15 protein-coding genes and 6 pseudogenes are annotated in these 18573 nt (G+C 32.9%); 5 read left to right on the plus strand and 16 right to left on the minus strand.

Features of this window, described 5'->3' with window-relative positions; genetic code table 11:
• Positions 1-2 precede the first annotated feature (2 nt).
• Both SB773_RS09270 and SB773_RS09275 read right to left on the minus strand, forming a co-directional pair.
• On the minus strand, positions 3-623 hold the full coding sequence (locus SB773_RS09270; RefSeq protein WP_131246176.1) for a DsbA family protein: 621 nt from the start codon (positions 621-623) through the stop codon (positions 3-5).
• 1288 nt (positions 624-1911) lie between these two features.
• Positions 1912-2505, minus strand: a complete 594-nt coding sequence (locus SB773_RS09275) for a TasA family protein (protein WP_044444559.1) — start codon at positions 2503-2505, stop codon at positions 1912-1914.
• A 1012-nt stretch (positions 2506-3517) separates the two neighbouring features.
• Between SB773_RS09275 and SB773_RS09280 the strand changes: the two are divergent.
• A pseudogene (locus SB773_RS09280) lies at positions 3518-3607 on the plus strand (DUF3221 domain-containing protein); the annotation flags it as partial.
• Positions 3608-3820: 213 nt separating this feature from the next.
• Here SB773_RS09280 and SB773_RS09285 read toward each other — a convergent pair.
• The 7 genes and pseudogenes from SB773_RS09285 to SB773_RS09310 all read right to left on the minus strand — a co-directional run.
• A pseudogene (locus SB773_RS09285) lies at positions 3821-3994 on the minus strand (peptidase S8); the annotation flags it as partial.
• A 138-nt stretch (positions 3995-4132) separates the two neighbouring features.
• A complete protein-coding gene (locus tag SB773_RS09290; protein ID WP_131246175.1) occupies positions 4133-4639 on the minus strand; it encodes a GNAT family N-acetyltransferase in 507 nt (168 codons plus the stop codon).
• Between the two features lie 273 nt (positions 4640-4912).
• A pseudogene (locus SB773_RS35355) lies at positions 4913-5014 on the minus strand (lysozyme family protein); the annotation flags it as partial.
• Positions 5015-5158: 144 nt separating this feature from the next.
• A pseudogene (locus SB773_RS09295) lies at positions 5159-5458 on the minus strand (SMI1/KNR4 family protein); the annotation flags it as partial.
• Between the two features lie 133 nt (positions 5459-5591).
• On the minus strand, positions 5592-5867 hold the full coding sequence (locus SB773_RS09300; protein WP_044444556.1) for a hypothetical protein: 276 nt from the start codon (positions 5865-5867) through the stop codon (positions 5592-5594).
• 301 nt (positions 5868-6168) lie between these two features.
• A complete protein-coding gene (locus SB773_RS09305; RefSeq protein WP_131246174.1) occupies positions 6169-6996 on the minus strand; it encodes a class I SAM-dependent methyltransferase in 828 nt (275 codons plus the stop codon).
• Positions 6997-7465: 469 nt separating this feature from the next.
• Positions 7466-7930, minus strand: a pseudogene (locus SB773_RS09310) (hypothetical protein); the annotation flags it as partial.
• A 77-nt stretch (positions 7931-8007) separates the two neighbouring features.
• On the opposite strand from SB773_RS09310, the pseudogene SB773_RS09315 reads away from it, so the two are divergent.
• A pseudogene (locus tag SB773_RS09315) lies at positions 8008-8952 on the plus strand (glycoside hydrolase family 10-like protein); the annotation flags it as partial.
• 68 nt (positions 8953-9020) lie between these two features.
• On the opposite strand, the gene SB773_RS09320 reads toward SB773_RS09315, so the two are convergent.
• From SB773_RS09320 to SB773_RS09330, 3 genes are all read right to left on the minus strand, one after another.
• Positions 9021-9854, minus strand: a complete 834-nt coding sequence (locus SB773_RS09320; RefSeq protein WP_002085563.1) for a DUF3974 domain-containing protein — start codon at positions 9852-9854, stop codon at positions 9021-9023.
• A gap of 24 nt (positions 9855-9878) precedes the next feature.
• A complete protein-coding gene (locus SB773_RS09325; protein WP_002085564.1) occupies positions 9879-10991 on the minus strand; it encodes a toxic anion resistance protein in 1113 nt (370 codons plus the stop codon).
• Between the two features lie 348 nt (positions 10992-11339).
• Positions 11340-11933, minus strand: coding sequence for an O-methyltransferase (locus SB773_RS09330; protein WP_002085565.1), 594 nt, complete (start codon positions 11931-11933; stop codon positions 11340-11342).
• A gap of 305 nt (positions 11934-12238) precedes the next feature.
• On the opposite strand from SB773_RS09330, the gene SB773_RS09335 reads away from it, so the two are divergent.
• Positions 12239-12397 carry a hypothetical protein gene (locus SB773_RS09335; protein WP_002085567.1) on the plus strand — a complete coding sequence of 53 codons (159 nt, stop codon included), beginning with the start codon at positions 12239-12241 and terminating at the stop codon, positions 12395-12397.
• Positions 12398-12432: 35 nt separating this feature from the next.
• Here SB773_RS09335 and SB773_RS09340 read toward each other — a convergent pair whose 3' ends face one another.
• The 3 genes from SB773_RS09340 to SB773_RS09350 all read right to left on the minus strand — a co-directional run bounded on the left by SB773_RS09340 (position 12433) and on the right by SB773_RS09350 (position 14990).
• On the minus strand, positions 12433-13302 hold the full coding sequence (locus SB773_RS09340) for a sigma-70 family RNA polymerase sigma factor (RefSeq protein WP_410589638.1): 870 nt from the start codon (positions 13300-13302) through the stop codon (positions 12433-12435).
• A complete protein-coding gene (locus tag SB773_RS09345; RefSeq protein ID WP_410589640.1) occupies positions 13280-14590 on the minus strand; it encodes a phytoene desaturase family protein in 1311 nt (436 codons plus the stop codon). The genes SB773_RS09340 and SB773_RS09345 overlap by 23 nt, the downstream gene beginning before the upstream one ends.
• A 94-nt stretch (positions 14591-14684) precedes the next feature.
• The gene (locus SB773_RS09350) at positions 14685-14990 is read right to left on the minus strand and encodes a luciferase domain-containing protein (RefSeq protein ID WP_002035104.1); all 306 of its coding nucleotides are present in this window, start codon (positions 14988-14990) and stop codon (positions 14685-14687) included.
• Positions 14991-15195: 205 nt separating this feature from the next.
• Here SB773_RS09350 and SB773_RS09355 point away from each other — a divergent pair, with 205 nt between their 5' ends.
• Positions 15196-16584 carry an HD domain-containing protein gene (locus SB773_RS09355; protein WP_410589642.1) on the plus strand — a complete coding sequence of 463 codons (1389 nt, stop codon included), beginning with the start codon at positions 15196-15198 and terminating at the stop codon, positions 16582-16584.
• Between the two features lie 293 nt (positions 16585-16877).
• Positions 16878-17510: a cupin domain-containing protein gene (locus SB773_RS09360; protein WP_410589644.1), complete on the plus strand. Its 633-nt coding sequence runs from the start codon at positions 16878-16880 to the stop codon at positions 17508-17510.
• A gap of 373 nt (positions 17511-17883) precedes the next feature.
• On the opposite strand, the gene SB773_RS09365 is transcribed toward SB773_RS09360, so the two are convergent.
• Positions 17884-18573, minus strand: a 690-nt coding sequence (locus SB773_RS09365; protein ID WP_410589646.1) for an exosporium glycoprotein BclB-related protein, incomplete at its 5' end; no start/stop codon positions are given.

Consider the following 18573-nt stretch of genomic DNA (forward strand, 5'->3'; position numbering starts at 1 on the left):
CATTAATATAAATTTTTAAAACGCGCTTCAATTTTATCTGGCGTCATTACCCCACCACCAATAGGGATAATTTGATTATCCTTTTGTAAAAGTAATGAAGGATAACTATTAACACCAAGCTGTCGCACTTTATTGAAATCGTTTTGGACATCTATTATTGTTTCTTGAGCGTTTAATCGTTCTAGTACTTGTTCAGGGTCCAAACCATGCTCGATTGCAATCTTACGATATGTTTCAGGATCACTCAGACTTTGGCCCTCATAATAAAACGCTTTTTGCATAGCCGAGGTGAATTCTAACAAACGGTCTGGTGCTAATGAGCGTAAAGCTGAAAAGCCAATTGCAGCATCTTTCGAATTCATTTTAAAAGTCCCTTCTTCCACCAATTTTTGATATGAAGGACCAAATTCTGCACCTGTAAGTTGATTAATTCTTTTATTCCCCTCTTCTATATATGAGAAATTTTTTATTGGTAAATCATCTAAAAATAATCCTCCACATAAAACTGTTAACGGCATTTCAGTGTGTTCTTTGTAAAATCCTTTAATACTTTCTGAAAAGCCATAGCACCATCCACAATAGGCGTCCCACACGTATATAAGATTATCTTGTTTCGTCTTCATTTAAATCTCCTACCTTTATTTTTATTAACCAGTCCAGCTATCACTTAAAATTCTCAGCTAATTTTTTGGTTTATATAAGTACTTCTTTTTTATATCTTGTTCTTTTTTGAGTTACCTTACTATATTTTTCAAAACTAACCCTTCCCAAAAAGATTAGTTAAGATTTCTAATGAAAGATAGCGCTGCACATCATTGCTCCAAAATAGAAGATACTAAAATTCGGAATATATCTTGATTTAAATATGTTCGTAACTTTCTACACCGGGCGATAACATGTGGACTACCATCCTTAATTAAATATATAAACCTTATTTTCACTTTAAATAGCCATAAGGTGTAACTAATTCGATTACAACCATTTGTAACTATATTAGTTACAACTATGGTAGAAGTCAATTCTTTTTTAACAAAAACAATAAATTTCTACCCTAACGCTTTTAGAATTCTATTATTAAAAACTGGCTTCTTGTTCTTAAATTTGTTAAAAAGCTTAGTAATTCCCTAAAAACATCACTAGTAAATATGCAACAACAAATTCAAGATAATTTAAAAAACAAATAATATAAGTACCTCTTTCATGGCTTACGGACAGAGTACCCGTTCTAGTACATAGTTTTTTTTCAAAGCATTACATTTTGTTTTTACTTTTAGATAGAAACTACCTGATTAACTAAAACAGGAACTGTCCCACCATGACTTATAATTTTTTATCCCTGTACATTGTGCGGGGATTTTTTTTCATAAAGAAAAGACACCCTAAAGTGCCTTCTTCCAACGTGAACCATCACAATTTCAATAGTAAGTATTGGACTCTCATCCAAATATACTTTTACCATGTTAAATTGTTTGATTCATTGAGGAATAGGGTTCAAATTTGGGTTAGCATCACATCGCTAACATACTAAGGTTTTATGCTACCCAAAAACAATGATTTTTACTCTGGGGATCTCAATTTTACTATTTGGGGATTTATGCTTTTCTTAGCTTGATTGCAGCATGGGGATTTCCTTATTCAATGTATATGGATACCCATAAAAATAAAAAAGCAAAAAAAGAGAGTCGTTATTTACTCTCTTAAACGCTCTACGATTTTTGGCTATTTTTTTCTTCTATTTATAAATTAAATGTTAGTTTTACAAAACACTCAAAATGTTAAACTTACAAAAGCCATTAATATCATGCGCAAATGCTGATATCAATGGCTTTTGGTATAGATATGTAGTAATCATTCTTTTAAATTAAAGGCATAAGCTCAGTTTTACTTTTTACCAGTATTATTCTCTTAAATTTATCTTTCTTGTCCATCTGTTTGATTGGCTTGGAACTCCATTTTTAGCGCAATACTATCCCCTTGGAACACGTTTTGATCTGTTCCGTTGTCTTCAAATATAAACTTTATCCAAAACCAATCCATTTTCCCAGGTTTTAATCCTCCTGTTTCAGTCCACTTAGAATGAAATACTTTTTTGGAGGCAATCTCTGGGCTTTGTGATTTTAGTTCTGCAAGAGTTGTCTCGTATACAGGGCTTTTTGCAGGATCCCAATCCCAAAGAAATTGTACTTTAATATGTTTACCTAAATCTTCTGTAGTGTTATTTTGTTTTAAATCGTTTACAGTATAGTCTATTTTCATCATGATATCTTTAATATCTAATGTACCACTATTTGTTAAATTGAATTTCTTTAATATTTTGTCCCCAGGTTTTAAATTTTCTAAGTTAAGTGAAGTAGTTGGTTGCATAGCTAAATCCAATGTACCTGCAGCAAATGAATTATTTGTCACCACTTGATCGCTAAAATATGCATATGTTCCCCCACCAATTAAAGATAAACCCAGAGCGGCTGAAACCACTCCAACACCTAATTTCTTTTTCAATGACATTTTTTGTTCCTCCCATATCATTTTTATAATCTTTCTCCCTAATCAACCGAAAAGGTCCCCTTAATACAGATATACCATGAATTGTTAAAAAATTATATTAAAAGCAGTAAATTCCTTATTGAGAAAATTATGTTATTATCTATCTTCTGTAAATGAAACGTCCCAAAACTAGAAAAATTGGATTTATAATGATCAAAACCTATGCCAAAAATGAATTAATATTAACTGCCCTTTATAATTAGAATTATTTATTTCTTCAGGAGTATTCTAACACTTCAAAAGGTACGTATACCTTTTGATCTTTTCTAATAATGTTTTCTTTACATCTACTATTGAATAATACCCCGAAGTTCCGTCAAAACTATAAATAACCAAGTCTTCAATTCTCCTGGAGCTGAGCAGTTAGTTTATTCTAGCTGCTCTTTTTCTTTTTATCGTCACCTTTCCATAGCACCTCCATATATTGTATAAAGATATCTCCTCTTAAATTGTTATTGATGCCTCTTTCAAGTCCTAATGCACATCTTAAAAAGAGCATTTTTGAAAAGTGCTATTTTTACTTTGCAAGCCAATGAACCTATAATGAAGTGAGATTTTAACTTATGAATAATTTATGGAATCCTTTCCAATAATACGAATAGGTTGGTAACAGCCTATCTGTATCCATAATGAATCTCTGATTTTCTTGAATTCTCCCTGAGCAAGGTAGCTATTTTTTAGCTACCTTATTGTATGAACTGCAAATATATGCACATACTATTAACGGAATGCTTGAATCATTGTCATTGAAAATGTTCAGCACTTCCGCTCCTTAAGAGAACAGTCTACGCAACTGTTCTCTTTCTTATTTTGTTTTTTTATAAAATCACAAGGCATAATTAACTCCTCAACGATTAATAGCATTGCAACATTCTCAACGTTTTCTCAATATTTTCTCAATATTTTTCATGGACAATAGCACACTTTCCTAGCAGTTTTAATATCTTAATATGAAATACTGCAAGGAGGTGTTGAAAAATTAAACGTTTATGCATTTGGTTGGACTGCACTATTACCACCAATTGCCGTTATGCATATAATTGAAAAAGTAGTCCATTTCTAAATTTATAATGAGGCTAAACTGAATATTATTTAAATGTTGATATAAGACACTTCACTACACTAAAAATATACCCAGAAGTACTTTCCTCCTCATATGGTTAAAAGTACAACAGATAGGCTCTTATGCTATTACACATAAGAGCCTATCTGACTAGTATTATAAACAACTAGTTATATAAGATTCGTTCATACTAAATAAAAGGTATCTCTACAATTATTCTGGGAAAATGAAGCTAGAGTTCCCTTCACTATTAGCGGAATCCTCTTTCGGGAATGTAATAGTAGATCCTTCATTTCCTTTATTTATTTCTTCTTCCTCAGGAAATACAATGGAAGAATCATTACTTAAGTTTGGTAAAAATCCAGGTTTAGATAAAATTGCTTTCAGGATAATGGGACACCACGGTCTTGCACGTCAGCGATAGCAGACATGGACTTCGCCTTCGATAGCAAGAATCCTACTAACGTTAGTCAACTTGCCTCTTTAGGGATAGGAGTTTCAATTTAAATAATGCGTTCTGAGACACTACTCTTCTTCTAAAATAGCGTAATAATATTCATCCCACCATTCATTCCCATGTGGTATACACTTCCTGAAATAGCCTTCTCTTCTCATTCCAATCTTCTCCATCACTCGATATGATGGGATATTTTGTGGCTGACATGTAGCTATTATCCTATGTAATTTCATTTCCTTAAAGCCATATTTTAATGTAGCTTGTGCTGCTTCAGAAGCATATCCTTTATTGAAGTATTTTGAATTGAACACCCAACCAATCTCATAAGTATGCTCACCAAAATATTGATGAAAAACTATATGACCAATCAGGATATCTTCATCTATTAATACCACAGGAAAGTTCTTAGCGTTTTTACCAATGTTTTCATTCACAAAGTTCCTTGTATCTTCTTCAGTAAAAACCCCTTCAGGTATGTATTTCATAACATTGATATCTGATGTATACTCATGGACAGCTTGCCAATCCGTGAACTCAAATTTCCGTATTAATAATCTTTCTGCTTTTACAAGCATATACTTTTTCCCCCTCAAAAAATTGTAATTATATTTTAAATCCACATATAACCCTTAAAACAAAAAGAACCTGTAGGAATCTCTACAAGTTCTTTTTAGTTTAAGATGAATATACGGGGCAAACAAACTATCTTACAGATTCATCATAGAAACTACAGGGGTAACGCTTTGATAAATACATTATATAACAAATATTAACATCCATAGATTTTAATTTTGAAAATTATGTGAATTAAGAAAAGCTGACGGTATCATTATATTTCATTCTGCAACTTATTTAGAAGAGTTATGTACATTTCGAAGAAGTTCTTCAATAAGTTTTGTTTTTTCATTTACCTTTGTGGCATATGTGAAATCACCATAACAATATGGATACTACAAATCATATTGTAGTAAGGCTCTTTAAAGTTGTTTAATTTCTAACCTTTTAAATGAGTTTGTAGACAAATATAAATAATAAATTTGTCTAAATCTTGTTCAACTAAAGCTCCCCTTAGTTGAAGTGTAATTCTTCACAAATTATTGAGATTCTTCTTCTAGAAAATTAAAATCACCATCAATAAGATCCTGTAAATACTCATCAAAGCTGTTTGCAATCACTTCATATTCATCAGGATCGTGCAAAAAACGAACTATTTGACCACATACACCTTCATCAGAAGGGTTAAAATCAATATAGAGTCTTGATGTTCCACCATTGTTCATACAGTCTGAAAAATGAATATAAGTGCCAGGGAGAAGTCCTTTTGGATTTATCTTAGAATCAACAGCATCCTTGTCATCTTGGTATTCTAAAAGATAGGAGACGTCTTCTTCTTCGTAAAAGATTATGAAAATAACACTCAAAAATCAATTCTTGGATTCAGCACTCAATCATTAGAAGAGGCTATTTTATAATAATCATCCCCCAAAAAAGAAACGAACAAAAATGTTCGTTTCTTTTTCATGGTGTTCAATGCTCAAGAAAACTTATAACTGCATAAATATATAGAACGACTAGAGCAAAGGCACATATTCCCATGATTATAATCGCTAGTGCGCTTTTCTCTTGTCTAAACCCTATAATTCCAAGAATAAATGCACTCAACATTGTTACCTTAAGCATTTTAGAAATGTTGGGAATTGAATATTCACTCAACCAGGTAGAGAAACTTACAATTGCGAAAAAAGAGAACAAAGTTAGAATAATAGATAATATATTAATGTGCTTCCCATACTTCAAGCGCATTTCGCTACCACCTTTTCTTTTTATTAGTGAATAATAGGTAGGTGACCATATTTTTATTTTATTCTAAACTTTCTTGAAAATCTACATCAAAAAGATAACCCCGTTCTAAATTTAGGACGGGGTTAAAAATATAGTTGTTTAATTTTTAAAGTAAAATATTTACTACACTAAAAAATATAATAATAAAGTCATTTGAAAATCTAAATTTTATTCAACATTAGCTACCGTTTTTTGAAAAGAAAAAATATTACTTTTAAAAAAAGTGATAACATATATTTCTTTCTCTTTGTTCAATTTAACCTTATTTTTCTAACAATAAGGCTATAGTTTGACTTCCTCCGTTCCCAGTTTCACCAGAAACATCATCGTAAATTTCTTTTACAGTAAACCCTACAGCGGTTACCTCTTTGATGAATAATTCTTTTGTGAAGAATTGATACCAAATGTTGTAAGTTTCTATTTTGTCAGCGGTTACCACTGTTGTTTGTTCTAATGTTACTCTATCAGGATATTGAAGATTTCTACCGATAGCTACATAGCAATCCTTTGACCAGAAACCACCATTTTCATTAATACTCCAATATTGTTCTTCCTTGAACTGATCAAATTTTTTTTGAGAGAAAACATCCAATAACAACTTTCCACCATTCTTCAGACTGTTCCAAATGTTAAAAAGTAATTTAATACGATTTTCAGGCGCAAGAGCACCATAGTCACAATATATCAATAGGGCCAAGTCATAGATATTTGAATCATTTAATTCCAAATAATTTTCATAGCGATATCCAATATCATAATCTAACTTTTTTGCTTGTTCTTTAGCATAACGAATTGAGTTTTCAGAGAAGTCTATCCCTGTTACCGTATAACCTTTTCTAGCTAATCGCTCACTATAAAGACCTGGACCACAACCTAAGTCTAGTACTTTTTGATAAGATTTTTTGGGAGCTATTTGTTGGATAAAATCAATAGATTTATCAATAAACTTAAAACTCCTACTAGCTCCTTCAGTATCAGGGCTTAAATGAGCTTCTAATAATTTTTTAGCAATATAAGAATCTTGCCAAAAAACATTATCAGTTTGTTCGAATCGTGAAGGTACCTGCAATTGGTTTAATAAATTATTCATAAAAACTTCCTCCTAAAAATTTTTAAACACAAAAAACCGCAGAGCTTTACTCTGCGGTTAAAAAAGAGAATAAGTCCGTAGAGTAAAAAATCAAATGGGCATACCGAATAAACACATAAAAATGCGTATTTCAGTTTGCTTCAAATTGATTTATTTACTCTTTTCCAGTCATAACAAAGTTCGCGAAAATCAAACTTCTGCTATGCCGAACTTCTTCACCTATCCTTTTAGTGTTTGTATAAATATAACAGACAATAAACTACGAGGTCAACTACTAGTTTAACCCATTATTCAAGGATATGACCCGATTGTTGAATAGAATGACTTGCATTTTTTAACAACTTTATTTTAATTTAAACAACTTTTTTGTCACTTTTTAACAACTACTAAATAGAGGCTACTAGTTAATTTATGTAAGAAGAGGTGTGATAATGTATGAATCTATCATTGGCCTGAAAGTTAAGAAAGTTTTGCTTTTCACTTTAGCTAATACATTTGCTTTTGTAGTATCCAAAAATGCATAATACAACTCGCCACCTGTGTATTCAGATTGAAATGAAACTTTCTTCTTTTCTTTCTCATCTCCATCCCCAGGAGCAGATTGCGTCGGTCCACCTGGTGGTGTCAATTCTTTCTTCGCATTTGGAGTTATATAAGCTTCAACATTCGTAAGATAGGATTCTCCTTTACCGGTGTCATATGTCCGGAAAGCTTTAAGAAATCGTTCTGCAGCTTCCTTTACTTGTTGTTGATTGTTACTCTTTAGAGCTGATAACTCCTTTTTCGTATCATTGTATTGTGCCTCCACCTTTTCCACTTTTTTCGTTAATTTTATATTATCAGTTTTAAGTTTCTCATTATCAGATTGATATTTTATTAAAAATCCTACGCTAGCTATTAATAAAATTGCTATTATAATGGTAATTTTATTCATCATTTACCTCCTTTTCGCAGTTTCATAAGTTGCTAGGTGTTACATGCATTATTATCTAACTACACGACCATATCCATTATTTTTACCCTTATAAAGTAGTTGGCGAAGAATTTCCTGATCAAAAAACATTTGAATCCTATAATAATGAGAATTTTTCAACTATCGAAGATTGGCGTCGCAATAATGTAAATGAACTCGTAAAAGGTTTAAATACTGCTATAAAACAAGAAAAATCATACGTAAAATTTGGCATTAGTCCATTTGGCGTATGGCGAAATATAGCTGACGATCCAACTGGCTCTAATACAACCGCAGGTCAAAGGAACTACGATGACCTTTATGCTGACACACGTGAGTGGATACAAAAAGGGTACATTGACTACATTACACCTCAAATATATTGGAATATAGGTTTCACACCTGCTGCATATGACATATTAGTAGATTGGTGGGTAAAAGAAACAAATAACAAACCGATTCACCTATACATCGGTCAAGCGGCTTATAAAATAAATAACAACTCTGTCTCTGCTTGGTCTGATCCAGAAGAATATCCAAAGCAAATGGCTTTAAACCATCAATATCCACAAATAAAAGGTAGTATGCATTTCAGTTTAAAAGATATAAATAACAATCCACTTGGAATTAAAGATAGACTCTCAAAAGACATATATAAACACCCTGCATTAATTCCACCTATGCCTTGGCTTGATCATGATCCACCAAAACAACCTACTTTAAAAGGTGCCATTCCAAGAGATGAAGGTATTGCTTTAGGCATAATTGATGATAGAGATAATGACTCTGCTTATTATGCGATATACCGTGTGAATGGAAAGAATGTAGTTGATATTCAAGATCCGAAGAATTTACTTACTACTGTAAGGAAGACACAATGGGCAGAAATTTTTGTGGATAAAACAGCTTTATCTGAGGAGACTTATACGTATGTGGTGACAGCTTTAGATCGACTTCATAATGAGAGTATTTCTTCTAGTAAAGCAACTATTAAAGCAAAATAATAATAGAATCCCTTATATTAAAAAAACCGCCTTAAAGCCGAAACATTCAACTTTTAAGGCGGTTTTTTCTATTTGTTCTTAAACTTCTCTGTCGCTGCTCTCATCTTCACATTCAAATCATGATCAATGGAGTCACGAATATCACGCTCTACTACTTCCATTTCCTTTTGGAAATTTTGCAAGTATATTTTTAGTTCTTCTTCTTTTTCAGGACGTTGTGATGGTGGTAATTGTACCACTAATGATAACATCGCTGTTAAATCTTTCATTAAGAACGTTTCAAGTTTATGTTGTTGTTCAAACATGCGTTGTTCTTGATAGTACGGAAGTGCATTTAATACTGAAATTGTAATGTCATCAACCGTTCTTTGTAGTGAAGGATTAATCGAGCGTTTATATGCTTGAATTGTATTTAACGCATCTGGATATCGATCATAGAAATACAATTTATAAAACGATAAGTCTGTCGGTTTAACAGTTTGCTGTGATTCTTGTCTCAAGAAATCTTTCACTTTCATTGTTGCAATATCAATATCTTCATTCGTAAGCTTTTTCGTTGTTTTTGCCATCACATGCACTTTTTTCTGCTTTTCTTTCGGTAACATTGAGAAAACTTGCTCTCTCGTACGTTGGCCCGATGAACAGAAAAGTGTATTTAATGTATTTTGTTCTTTTTTCCCTTCTGTACGAATCCAGCGATAAAAGAGTGGGTGCTGCGTAAATTCTTGTAAAAACGGTGTTGATTTGTTCGATAATTTTTCAATAGAATCTTGCGCTCTCTTATATGGTTTCGTCCATGAAAAATAAAGTTTACGTCCGAAGTATACAACTAAAACAACGACAGTAAATGCGATTAAAAGTAATGACCCTAATAGTAATAATACTCCTTGAATGAAACTCATTTTTTCACCTCCTCAAATAATCTGTTATTTCCTTGGACGCTGAATGAGTTTCTGCTTCATCTCATCATTAAATGTGTCAAGTTCAATTACAAACTTCTTACTAGACTCAATAATACGCTCTGACGATTTCTCAGATGCTTCAATAGCAGCGAATACATTTTGGAATGATTCACGTAATTTATCCATGCTAATTGCAGGATTTTCTAGGAGTTTTGTTGTTTCTTCTGTATTTTGTTTTAATGCTTGAGAATTGCTTAATACCATTGATTCAATCGCTTCATTTGTCGCATTAACTGCATCAATTGTTTTACGTTGATTTGTTAATGCGAGCTGAATTGCAGCTGAAACCGTTATAACGTTTTGCGTCATCGTAATTGCATTACGAATTGCCTCTGATAGCTTTTCATTATTTTTCTTAATGATGTCTACAGATGCGATAGATTGTAATAATACACTTTTTGCTTGTTGCATATTACGAGTACGCACAAGTATCTTTTCTAATGCATCATTTATTAACGGAATATCCCTTTGACGTTCTGGATTTTGTTTCTCAGCTTCAAGCATACCAGCAAGTTTTCTTCCTAAGTATACTTGTTTATCAAGAGCGTGAATTTTATCGTGTGATTGCTCTTTTAACATTTCAAGACCAACCGTATCCTCTTGCAAGTTATCACGGCCAATGAGAAGTGATCTTATAATCTCCTCGATTTGCTTATCTATAGATTGATATTTATGCACGTAATTTTCAAGCGGATTTTTCTTAAACACTTTAAACATAAGTTTCTTCATACCAGTTGCTTTTAATGAGTTTGGATCAAGTTCTGATACCACTTTTCGTAATTCTAACAATGTATTTGGAATTTCTTCATTCTTTCCATTCATCATCGCTGTCACAGGACGTTTTAAAGCTGATAACGTTTGTCCTGCCGCTTGCTGCTCTTTATCCCCTAAGTCTCCTAGCTGCGACAATACTTTTGATAAATCTGTATTTTGCTCGCTATTTAACTTTTGTACATAAAGATCTGCTTCTTTATTCAGTTCTTCAAGCTCTGCATCTTTTATTACTGTATCCACTACTACTTCTACATTATTATCTTTCACAATCGATACAGGTTCTTTTTTCTCGAGTTCAGTCAACAAAATCGCTCCTTTATTTATATGTGCGAATTTATGTGCACTATATTTCATCTAATATATCGTATTTCATATACATTTTTGCTTGCTTGAAATCGATTTTTCAAGAAATACCTGCTTATGCAGTCATTCCCTGTTTCATAGTATAAGTATACCTGTTCTCGTCATTATTTTCCTCAGACTTAAGACCTAGAGAACAACATGCTGAAGACGGATTCTTCACAGCTTACCTTACTTATCACCACTGACTATTAATTTGAAATTCCATTTAGTTACCTTCTTAAATTCATACAATGCTCTATCTTTTGACATATACTATCTTTCAATGTGATAATTATATTAGGTCCACTTCTAATTATTCTTCCGCGCAACAAATGCTCCCTTTTGAAAAGCTAATAACACGGTTTCAAACGTAACGTCTTCTTCAATCATCTTTATAAATCCAGCTAATTCCCCCGCATGAGAAGTTGCATTATCAATTACAAGAAAACCTTTTGGCTCTAAAATACGTTTTATATGTTCCCACCACCACATGTATTGCGTGCGCTCTGAATCTAGGAAAATAAAATCAAATGAACGATCTACTTGCGAATCTAAAAATGCCCCAGCCTCTTGATTATGAATATCGATTCTCTGTGTAAGATTTGCCCTTTCAAAATTTCCAAGTGCCTCTCCAACCCGTTCTGAAGAAAGTTCTACAGTTATAACATTTCCATTTGTTTCTTCTACCGCATTTGCTAGCCACAATGTAGAATAGCCATTTGAAGTTCCAATTTCTAAAATTTTTTTTGCATTGCACCCCTTTACTAATACTGATAAAAACTGCCCCATTTCACGAGAAATATTTCTTAATTTTTCTTCTCTTTTTTCTTTATGTCGATCATGCTCTTCTCCATATTGTTCAAGTTGCAATAATAATGAATCTAGAGTATTCATTTTCTCCATCGCCTTTCCAAGCAATATGATGAAAAAGTACATGATGCCCGTCTACTTTTCATTATATGCGAAATGCACACCTTTTTCCTGTTATACGACAAAGAATTAAAATTTTTTATAGCATATTGTTTCGTTTTTTGGTAAAGTTAATTTCTACGTGCAATTATTTAATTCACATTATTTTACAATCAGTTTTCAATTATAAGATAATCTAAACCCCATTTAAATGAATCGGTATTTCTAATTCAACTAAGCGCCCTTTTCGGACGCATTTTCTTTTGTTTATATATTTCTGTAAGAAAGGATGCTTACACATGAACGTGATTAACTTAGATGCTGCTAGAAGACGTAAACAGCATAAAAAACTAATGATAACTATACCGATTATTAAACGCATTTATGAAGAAGACGGGGAAATTAAATTCGAGGTAGCCGGCGAAAAAGATGTACCTCTTGAAATGTTAGAAAAATAAAAAAAAGACGCACTTCTAAAGAAATGCGTCTTTTTTTATACTGTTACATTTAAGTGCATAAGTTTTTCAGGATTAACCATCATATAAATGTTTGAAATTTTCTCATCCTCAAATATGAATGAAAGTACATACGTCACTTTATTATTTATTGTAACTATAACGCCTGGTGCACCATTTACTATTTTGAAATCAACACTATACTTTTCTGGCAATCGTTTTGCAATTCCAAAGAACAAACGTATAATTTTATCTGCAGAATAAATCGGATTAATTGCAGTTGTAACTTTACCACCACCATCTGCTTTAAATATCGCATCTGTTTTTAATACCTCTAACATGCCTTGCGTATCCCCACACTGTAATGATGATACAAACTTTTCCACATAGGCAGCCATTTTCTTCGTACTTAATGTTGATTGCTTCGGCTTATCTAAAATACTTTTTCGTGCGCGTTGAAAGATCTTCCGGCAATTCACACTACTTTTATCAACAATTGAAGCTATTTCCTCGTAGTCATAACTGAAAACCTCTCTTAATATGAAAACAACCCTTTCTACCTCAGACAATTGTTGTAAAAGTAATAAATATGCCGTAGAAATTGATTCTTTCATTACAAATGACTCTGCTGGCTCATCAGACTCTTCCACAAATGGCTCTGGTAACCACATCCCTACATATACATTACGTTTATGCGCTACCGAACGTAATGTATCAATTGAACGATTTGTCGCCATTTTACACAAATATGCTTTCATATTTTCTATAGATTGAACATCCTCTATATTATTTACCGCGATAAATACGTCATGAACGATATCTTCAGCGTCCATAACACTCCCAAGGATTCTATATGCTAATGAAAATAATAATGGTTGATACGCTTCATATAATTGCTCCGTTTCCATGATGAACTGCCTCACTTTCTAATTGCTTTACAATGTGTAACGCTGCACGTTTCCCGCTTGCTACCGCAGCATCAGCTAATATTTCATCATGCCCAGCCCAATCTCCTGCAACGTAAACACCTGGCATTTCAGGTATATTAGGGCCTGGTTTTTCAACACGGTCAATATGAGGAAAATCATGTACTACCGTAATTTTCGGTAAATATTGCTGTGCAACAGCTTCTCTTTTCCAATTCGGATGTAACAATTCCATCATATTTTCTAACTGTTCTTTCTCTTCTTGAATATGATTCAGTTCTAGTACAGGGTTATGGTATTTAATTAGACTCACTACAATTGATCCATCTTCACTTAATTTAGCTGCTCTCGATTGATTCGTGAAAAATATAGGTTGATCTAATCCCAATGCAAAATGATGCAAAGGATTCGGTAATTGTTTTAAACCAATATCTAACGCTGCCACGGTCACTTGTATAGATTGTTCACTCCATTTTTGCAAACTTGTTCCTTCTGTACCTTTTATAATTTTACATGCCTCTTTCGGTGGAGTTGTTACAATAACTGCCCCTGCTTCAAATACTTCATCGTCAAAACAATGTATTCTGTGTTTTCCTTCACAATGCTCTATTTTTAAAACATGCTTTTTAGCCAGAAATTGTACACCACTAGTATTCGCTATTCCTCTTAAATTTGTTATTATCGTCTCCCAACCACCATCTACATAAAGTACTCCTTCTTTCATAGAAAGCTGTATTTGCTTTAGTACGGAAGATGCTAATTGTATTGTAGGAGCATACGTATATGTTGTTGTTCGGCATAATGCATAAAATATATTTCGAACCATTGGATCTTTAATTTCATTTTCTGCCCATGTAGTTAGGCTTATTTTCGGAACTTTTTCTACATCTAAGTTTCCTAAATGAATCATAAGACGAGCGAACTGTACTTTTGCAGACCATGAAAGTAACGGTGTTGATAAAATAGAGCGAAAATCTGTTGGAATGGTATAAATATCCCCTTTCCATATTCCATGTGCTTTTGTAGATGGGATTCCACCTGGAAGATTTACTCCTAGCTCATTAAAAGTTATAAACGCTTCTCCACCTCTATATAAAGCATGTGCACCAAGATTCATACAAATGCCGTTTTTATTTATAGTCATCCCTCGACCACCGAAGTGACTGGACTTTTCTAATATAATAACTTTCCTTCCAGCTTTCGCTAAATATATAGATGCTGTTAATCCAGCAAGCCCACCACCAACAATTGCTACATCAAAATGTTTCATAATAAAATCCCTCCTTATCCGTTCTACATACAAGACGAACGATTAAGGAGGGATGTGACATGAAAATATATTTTTACTTATCTATTTTATTTCATTATTTTTTTATTCTGTCATATTGCATACGAAATAACTCAATTGCAAATGGAATATCCTCTTCACTCTTTATATAATAACTTATCCATCCTGATTCAGGTAATACGTGATGTGGTTTCACCAATCCTTGGCTCACTAATTCATCCCGCTTTACCTTTGGAAATGGTAAATCAACTAACTTATCGCCATGCAAATGACCAAGTTCTTTCTTACCATAATTTATTTCAATACCACCAAATCGATGCGGTTTTTCAGAAACACCTGCCCAGCCAAGTACTTCATTTCTAATCATTTCACTAAATGACATGAACCTTCACCCCTTTTTAATGATTGATGTAATATTAAATTAACATGTTCATTACTTTTTTCCATCAATCCAAAGTATGAATGGATATACGAATATAGTTTAATCTCAATATCTTTATTTTTTTACACCCTTAAAACAATTTCAAAGGGTATTTATTCTATTATATAGAATTATTATTAAAAATAAATTTAAGGGATGGATATATATGAGCAAGGTATTATTACAAAAGGCAAATTATCTACGATCTGATGAATTAAAGCTTTTGAAAAAAGCTATACATTTTGCAGAGCAAGCACATGATGGACAATACCGTCAAACTGGAGAACCATATATTATTCACCCTTTCGCGATTACAGAAATACTGCTAAATTATAAAGCTGACATTACAACATTGATTGCTGCTTTATTACACGATGTTGTAGAAGATACCGAATACTCTCTAGAAGAAATTGAATCACATTTTGGTGCGACTATTCAATATATTGTAAATGGATTAACAAAAGGAAAAAAACTACAAGATCAAAACAAAGTATTATACGAAGCAATTAATTTTAAAAAATTACTAGTATCCTCTCAACAAGATATACGTGTTGGCATTATTAAAGTTATAGATCGCCTTCACAATATAAAAACATTGAGTGTTAAAAAACCCGCAAAACAAGTAGCTTATGCGAATGAAACATTAACACTATTTGCGCCACTTGCAAAGCGATTAGGGTTATATACAATCCAGCATGAATTAGAAAATCTTGCTTTTCAATATCTACATAAAGAAAGATATACTGAAGTACATAAATTTTTAACCGAATATGTGCCACACCTTCAAAAAAATATAACTCATTTAAGAAAAGGGATACATTCTTTTTCTAATACAAACCTTTTATTTGAAATAAACTATGAGTTTCCCCCAGTATATACTGCATACTCACAATTACAAGAAATACAAAATGTATCAGATATTTCACAAATTTGTATTACAACTACAAGTGTACTAGATTGCTATAAAATTCTTGGAATAATACATCAATTATATAAACCGACTATAAACTATTTCGAGGATAATATAGCACTTGAAAATAGCCATTTTAATAACAACTTAAAAACTAAAGTCAATATGAATGATGCTGAACAAACAATTATCATTCAAACACAAATAGCAAAAACGTTGAAAGATAACGGTATTTTTTCTTTATTGAATGATAGAACTGCAAATATTCAAGCAATATCTTATAAAATAATGGATGATACAATTGTGAATAACAATTTATTAACTACAGATCCAATCACTTTCCGTAGTTTAGTATCGTATGAACTATTTGAAAATACTATTACAGCTTATACTACAGATTTACAACCAGTTTATTTACCTGATGGTGCTACAATCATTGATTTTTCTTTCTCTGCATTTCCAAAAATTGCACATAGCATGAAAAAAGTAAAAGTAAATGGGATGCCTGTTCCACTTAAAACAAAGGTATCTCATTTTGACGTCATCGAAATCCATTTCGATTTAAAACAAAGCTTGGAATTAGAGTGGCTAAATTACGCCAATACTGCTAAAGCACAATTAATGATTCATCAAAAACTATCTTAAATAAAAGGCCAATTCCTTTCTATAAGGCATTGGTCTTTTCATATAACGTAACCATTAAAATATACGAAATAAATTTCAATATTTTTACTCCTAACCTAACATCAATAATTCCGACTTTCATTAGTTCGCTCTAATTTTTATCCGTATTTACATTATGAGAAATAAGAAGCACAACCTATATTCTTTATAAAACAGGTGAATTTATTATGATACAGACAAATGCACATAACTAACACTAGGCACATATCCTAAAGTTGTATCCATACTTACCTATAGAAAGGCAGGTAATACGATTGACTTCTACTATTGACTACACCTCTCCTTCAACGAACTTCACTCATGATTTAAGTAAAAGTAATTTTTTTAAGAAAGATGCCCAAAATTATATAAATGTACTTGGCATAAAACAATTAAACACTTTAGAAAATACTTCTTTATTAGATATTTATTTAAGTACAGGCAACGTTGTAGAACCACATATTCATCAAAATGCAGCTGAACTTGTTTACTGTATTTCAGGATCTGCTGTTGTTTCTTTACTTAATCCATTTACGAATCAAATATTAAACTTACCGATAAAACCAGGGCAAGTTGCCAACATTCCACAAGCGTGGTGGCATTATGAAATTGCTTCAGCAGATAATACTCATTTATTAGCTATATTCGACGCCCCAACCCCAGAAGTTATTTTTGGTTCTGATATTTTAAGATTAACTCCCGCTAATATGATGGCTCATACTTATTGCCTCAATGAACAACAATGGAAACAAGCAGTATCCCCAATTCAATCCACTACAGTAATTGGTCCTCCCGGAAACTGTAATCAAAACCGCGACATGATAGATCAGTCAACTCAGCCCCCTACTCAACAACAAAATCTATATTACCAAGATTCTTATTACTTCCCTCTATACTGGGGGTATTAATTAGTATCATTTTAATAGAACCACCATTTATCTCCTCGGAAAATATCGAGGAGATTTTTTATCGTAACAATTAATAGAGTACATACATATAATATTTATATATTTAATTGGAGGTGATAGTACTATGAGTAATTATAACTATCGAAAAAACTACTCTAATAATAAAAATAGTAGCTCTTCAGCATCCTCTCAATCTTCGAACTCTCAATCTTCCGATTCCCAGTCACAAAGAGATTTAGCCGAGCAAGGCTATGTAAAGAAAAAAGGATGTAACTGCAATAAAAATAAATAAGATCTTTTTTAGCTATACAAAAAGGAATACTCTTAAAAAGAGTATTCCTTTTTTCAATGCTCACAATTTAAGACGCGATGCTTAGACGAATGTTATCCCTGCACTTGCGAATCCTGTAATAGCAGTAGCTATATCAAAACCTGGTGTAGTTGATGAAACAACAAGTAATATCTTATCTTGTGGAGCGACCGCAATTGCTTGTGCGCTAATACCACTCGAAGTAGCACCGATAGCAATAAGACCACTAAATGCTGGTGTTAATAGTAACGGTGTACCTACTGGCGTGAAAGTATTACTTGCTGCTGGTGCGCTGTACAACTGCATTTGAATTTGTATGCTTCCTAATGCTAAAGCAACCGCTACAGTTACACTAAAGAATCCTGCTAACGAAGTAATTGTACCTGCGCGAGGAGCTACAAATGCGAAATCAAATACTGGAGGTACAGGACCTATAGTAATTGGGCCACCAGGTGGGACAATTACAGGGAAGAATGAACTTCCAAATCCAAGAAGTGCTCCTGTGTTTGCTAATCCACCTAAAACAGTTGCTAATGCTACTGGTCCACCTGATGCATACGGAATAACAGCTCCGCCTCCTGTTGCACCAGTTGCTCCTGTTAGGCCTGTTGGACCTGTTGGGCCTGTTGGACCTGTTGGACCTGTTGGACCTGTTGGGCCTGTTGGGCCTGTTGGACCTGTTGCTCCTGTTGCTCCTGTTGCTCCTGTTGCTCCTGTTGCTCCTGTTGCTCCTGTTGCTCCTGTTGCTCCTGT

Origin of the sequence: Bacillus sp. SIMBA_074 (assembly GCF_046534555.1) — a bacterium.
In the GTDB taxonomy this organism is placed as follows: Bacteria; Bacillota; Bacilli; order Bacillales; family Bacillaceae_G; genus Bacillus_A; species Bacillus_A mycoides.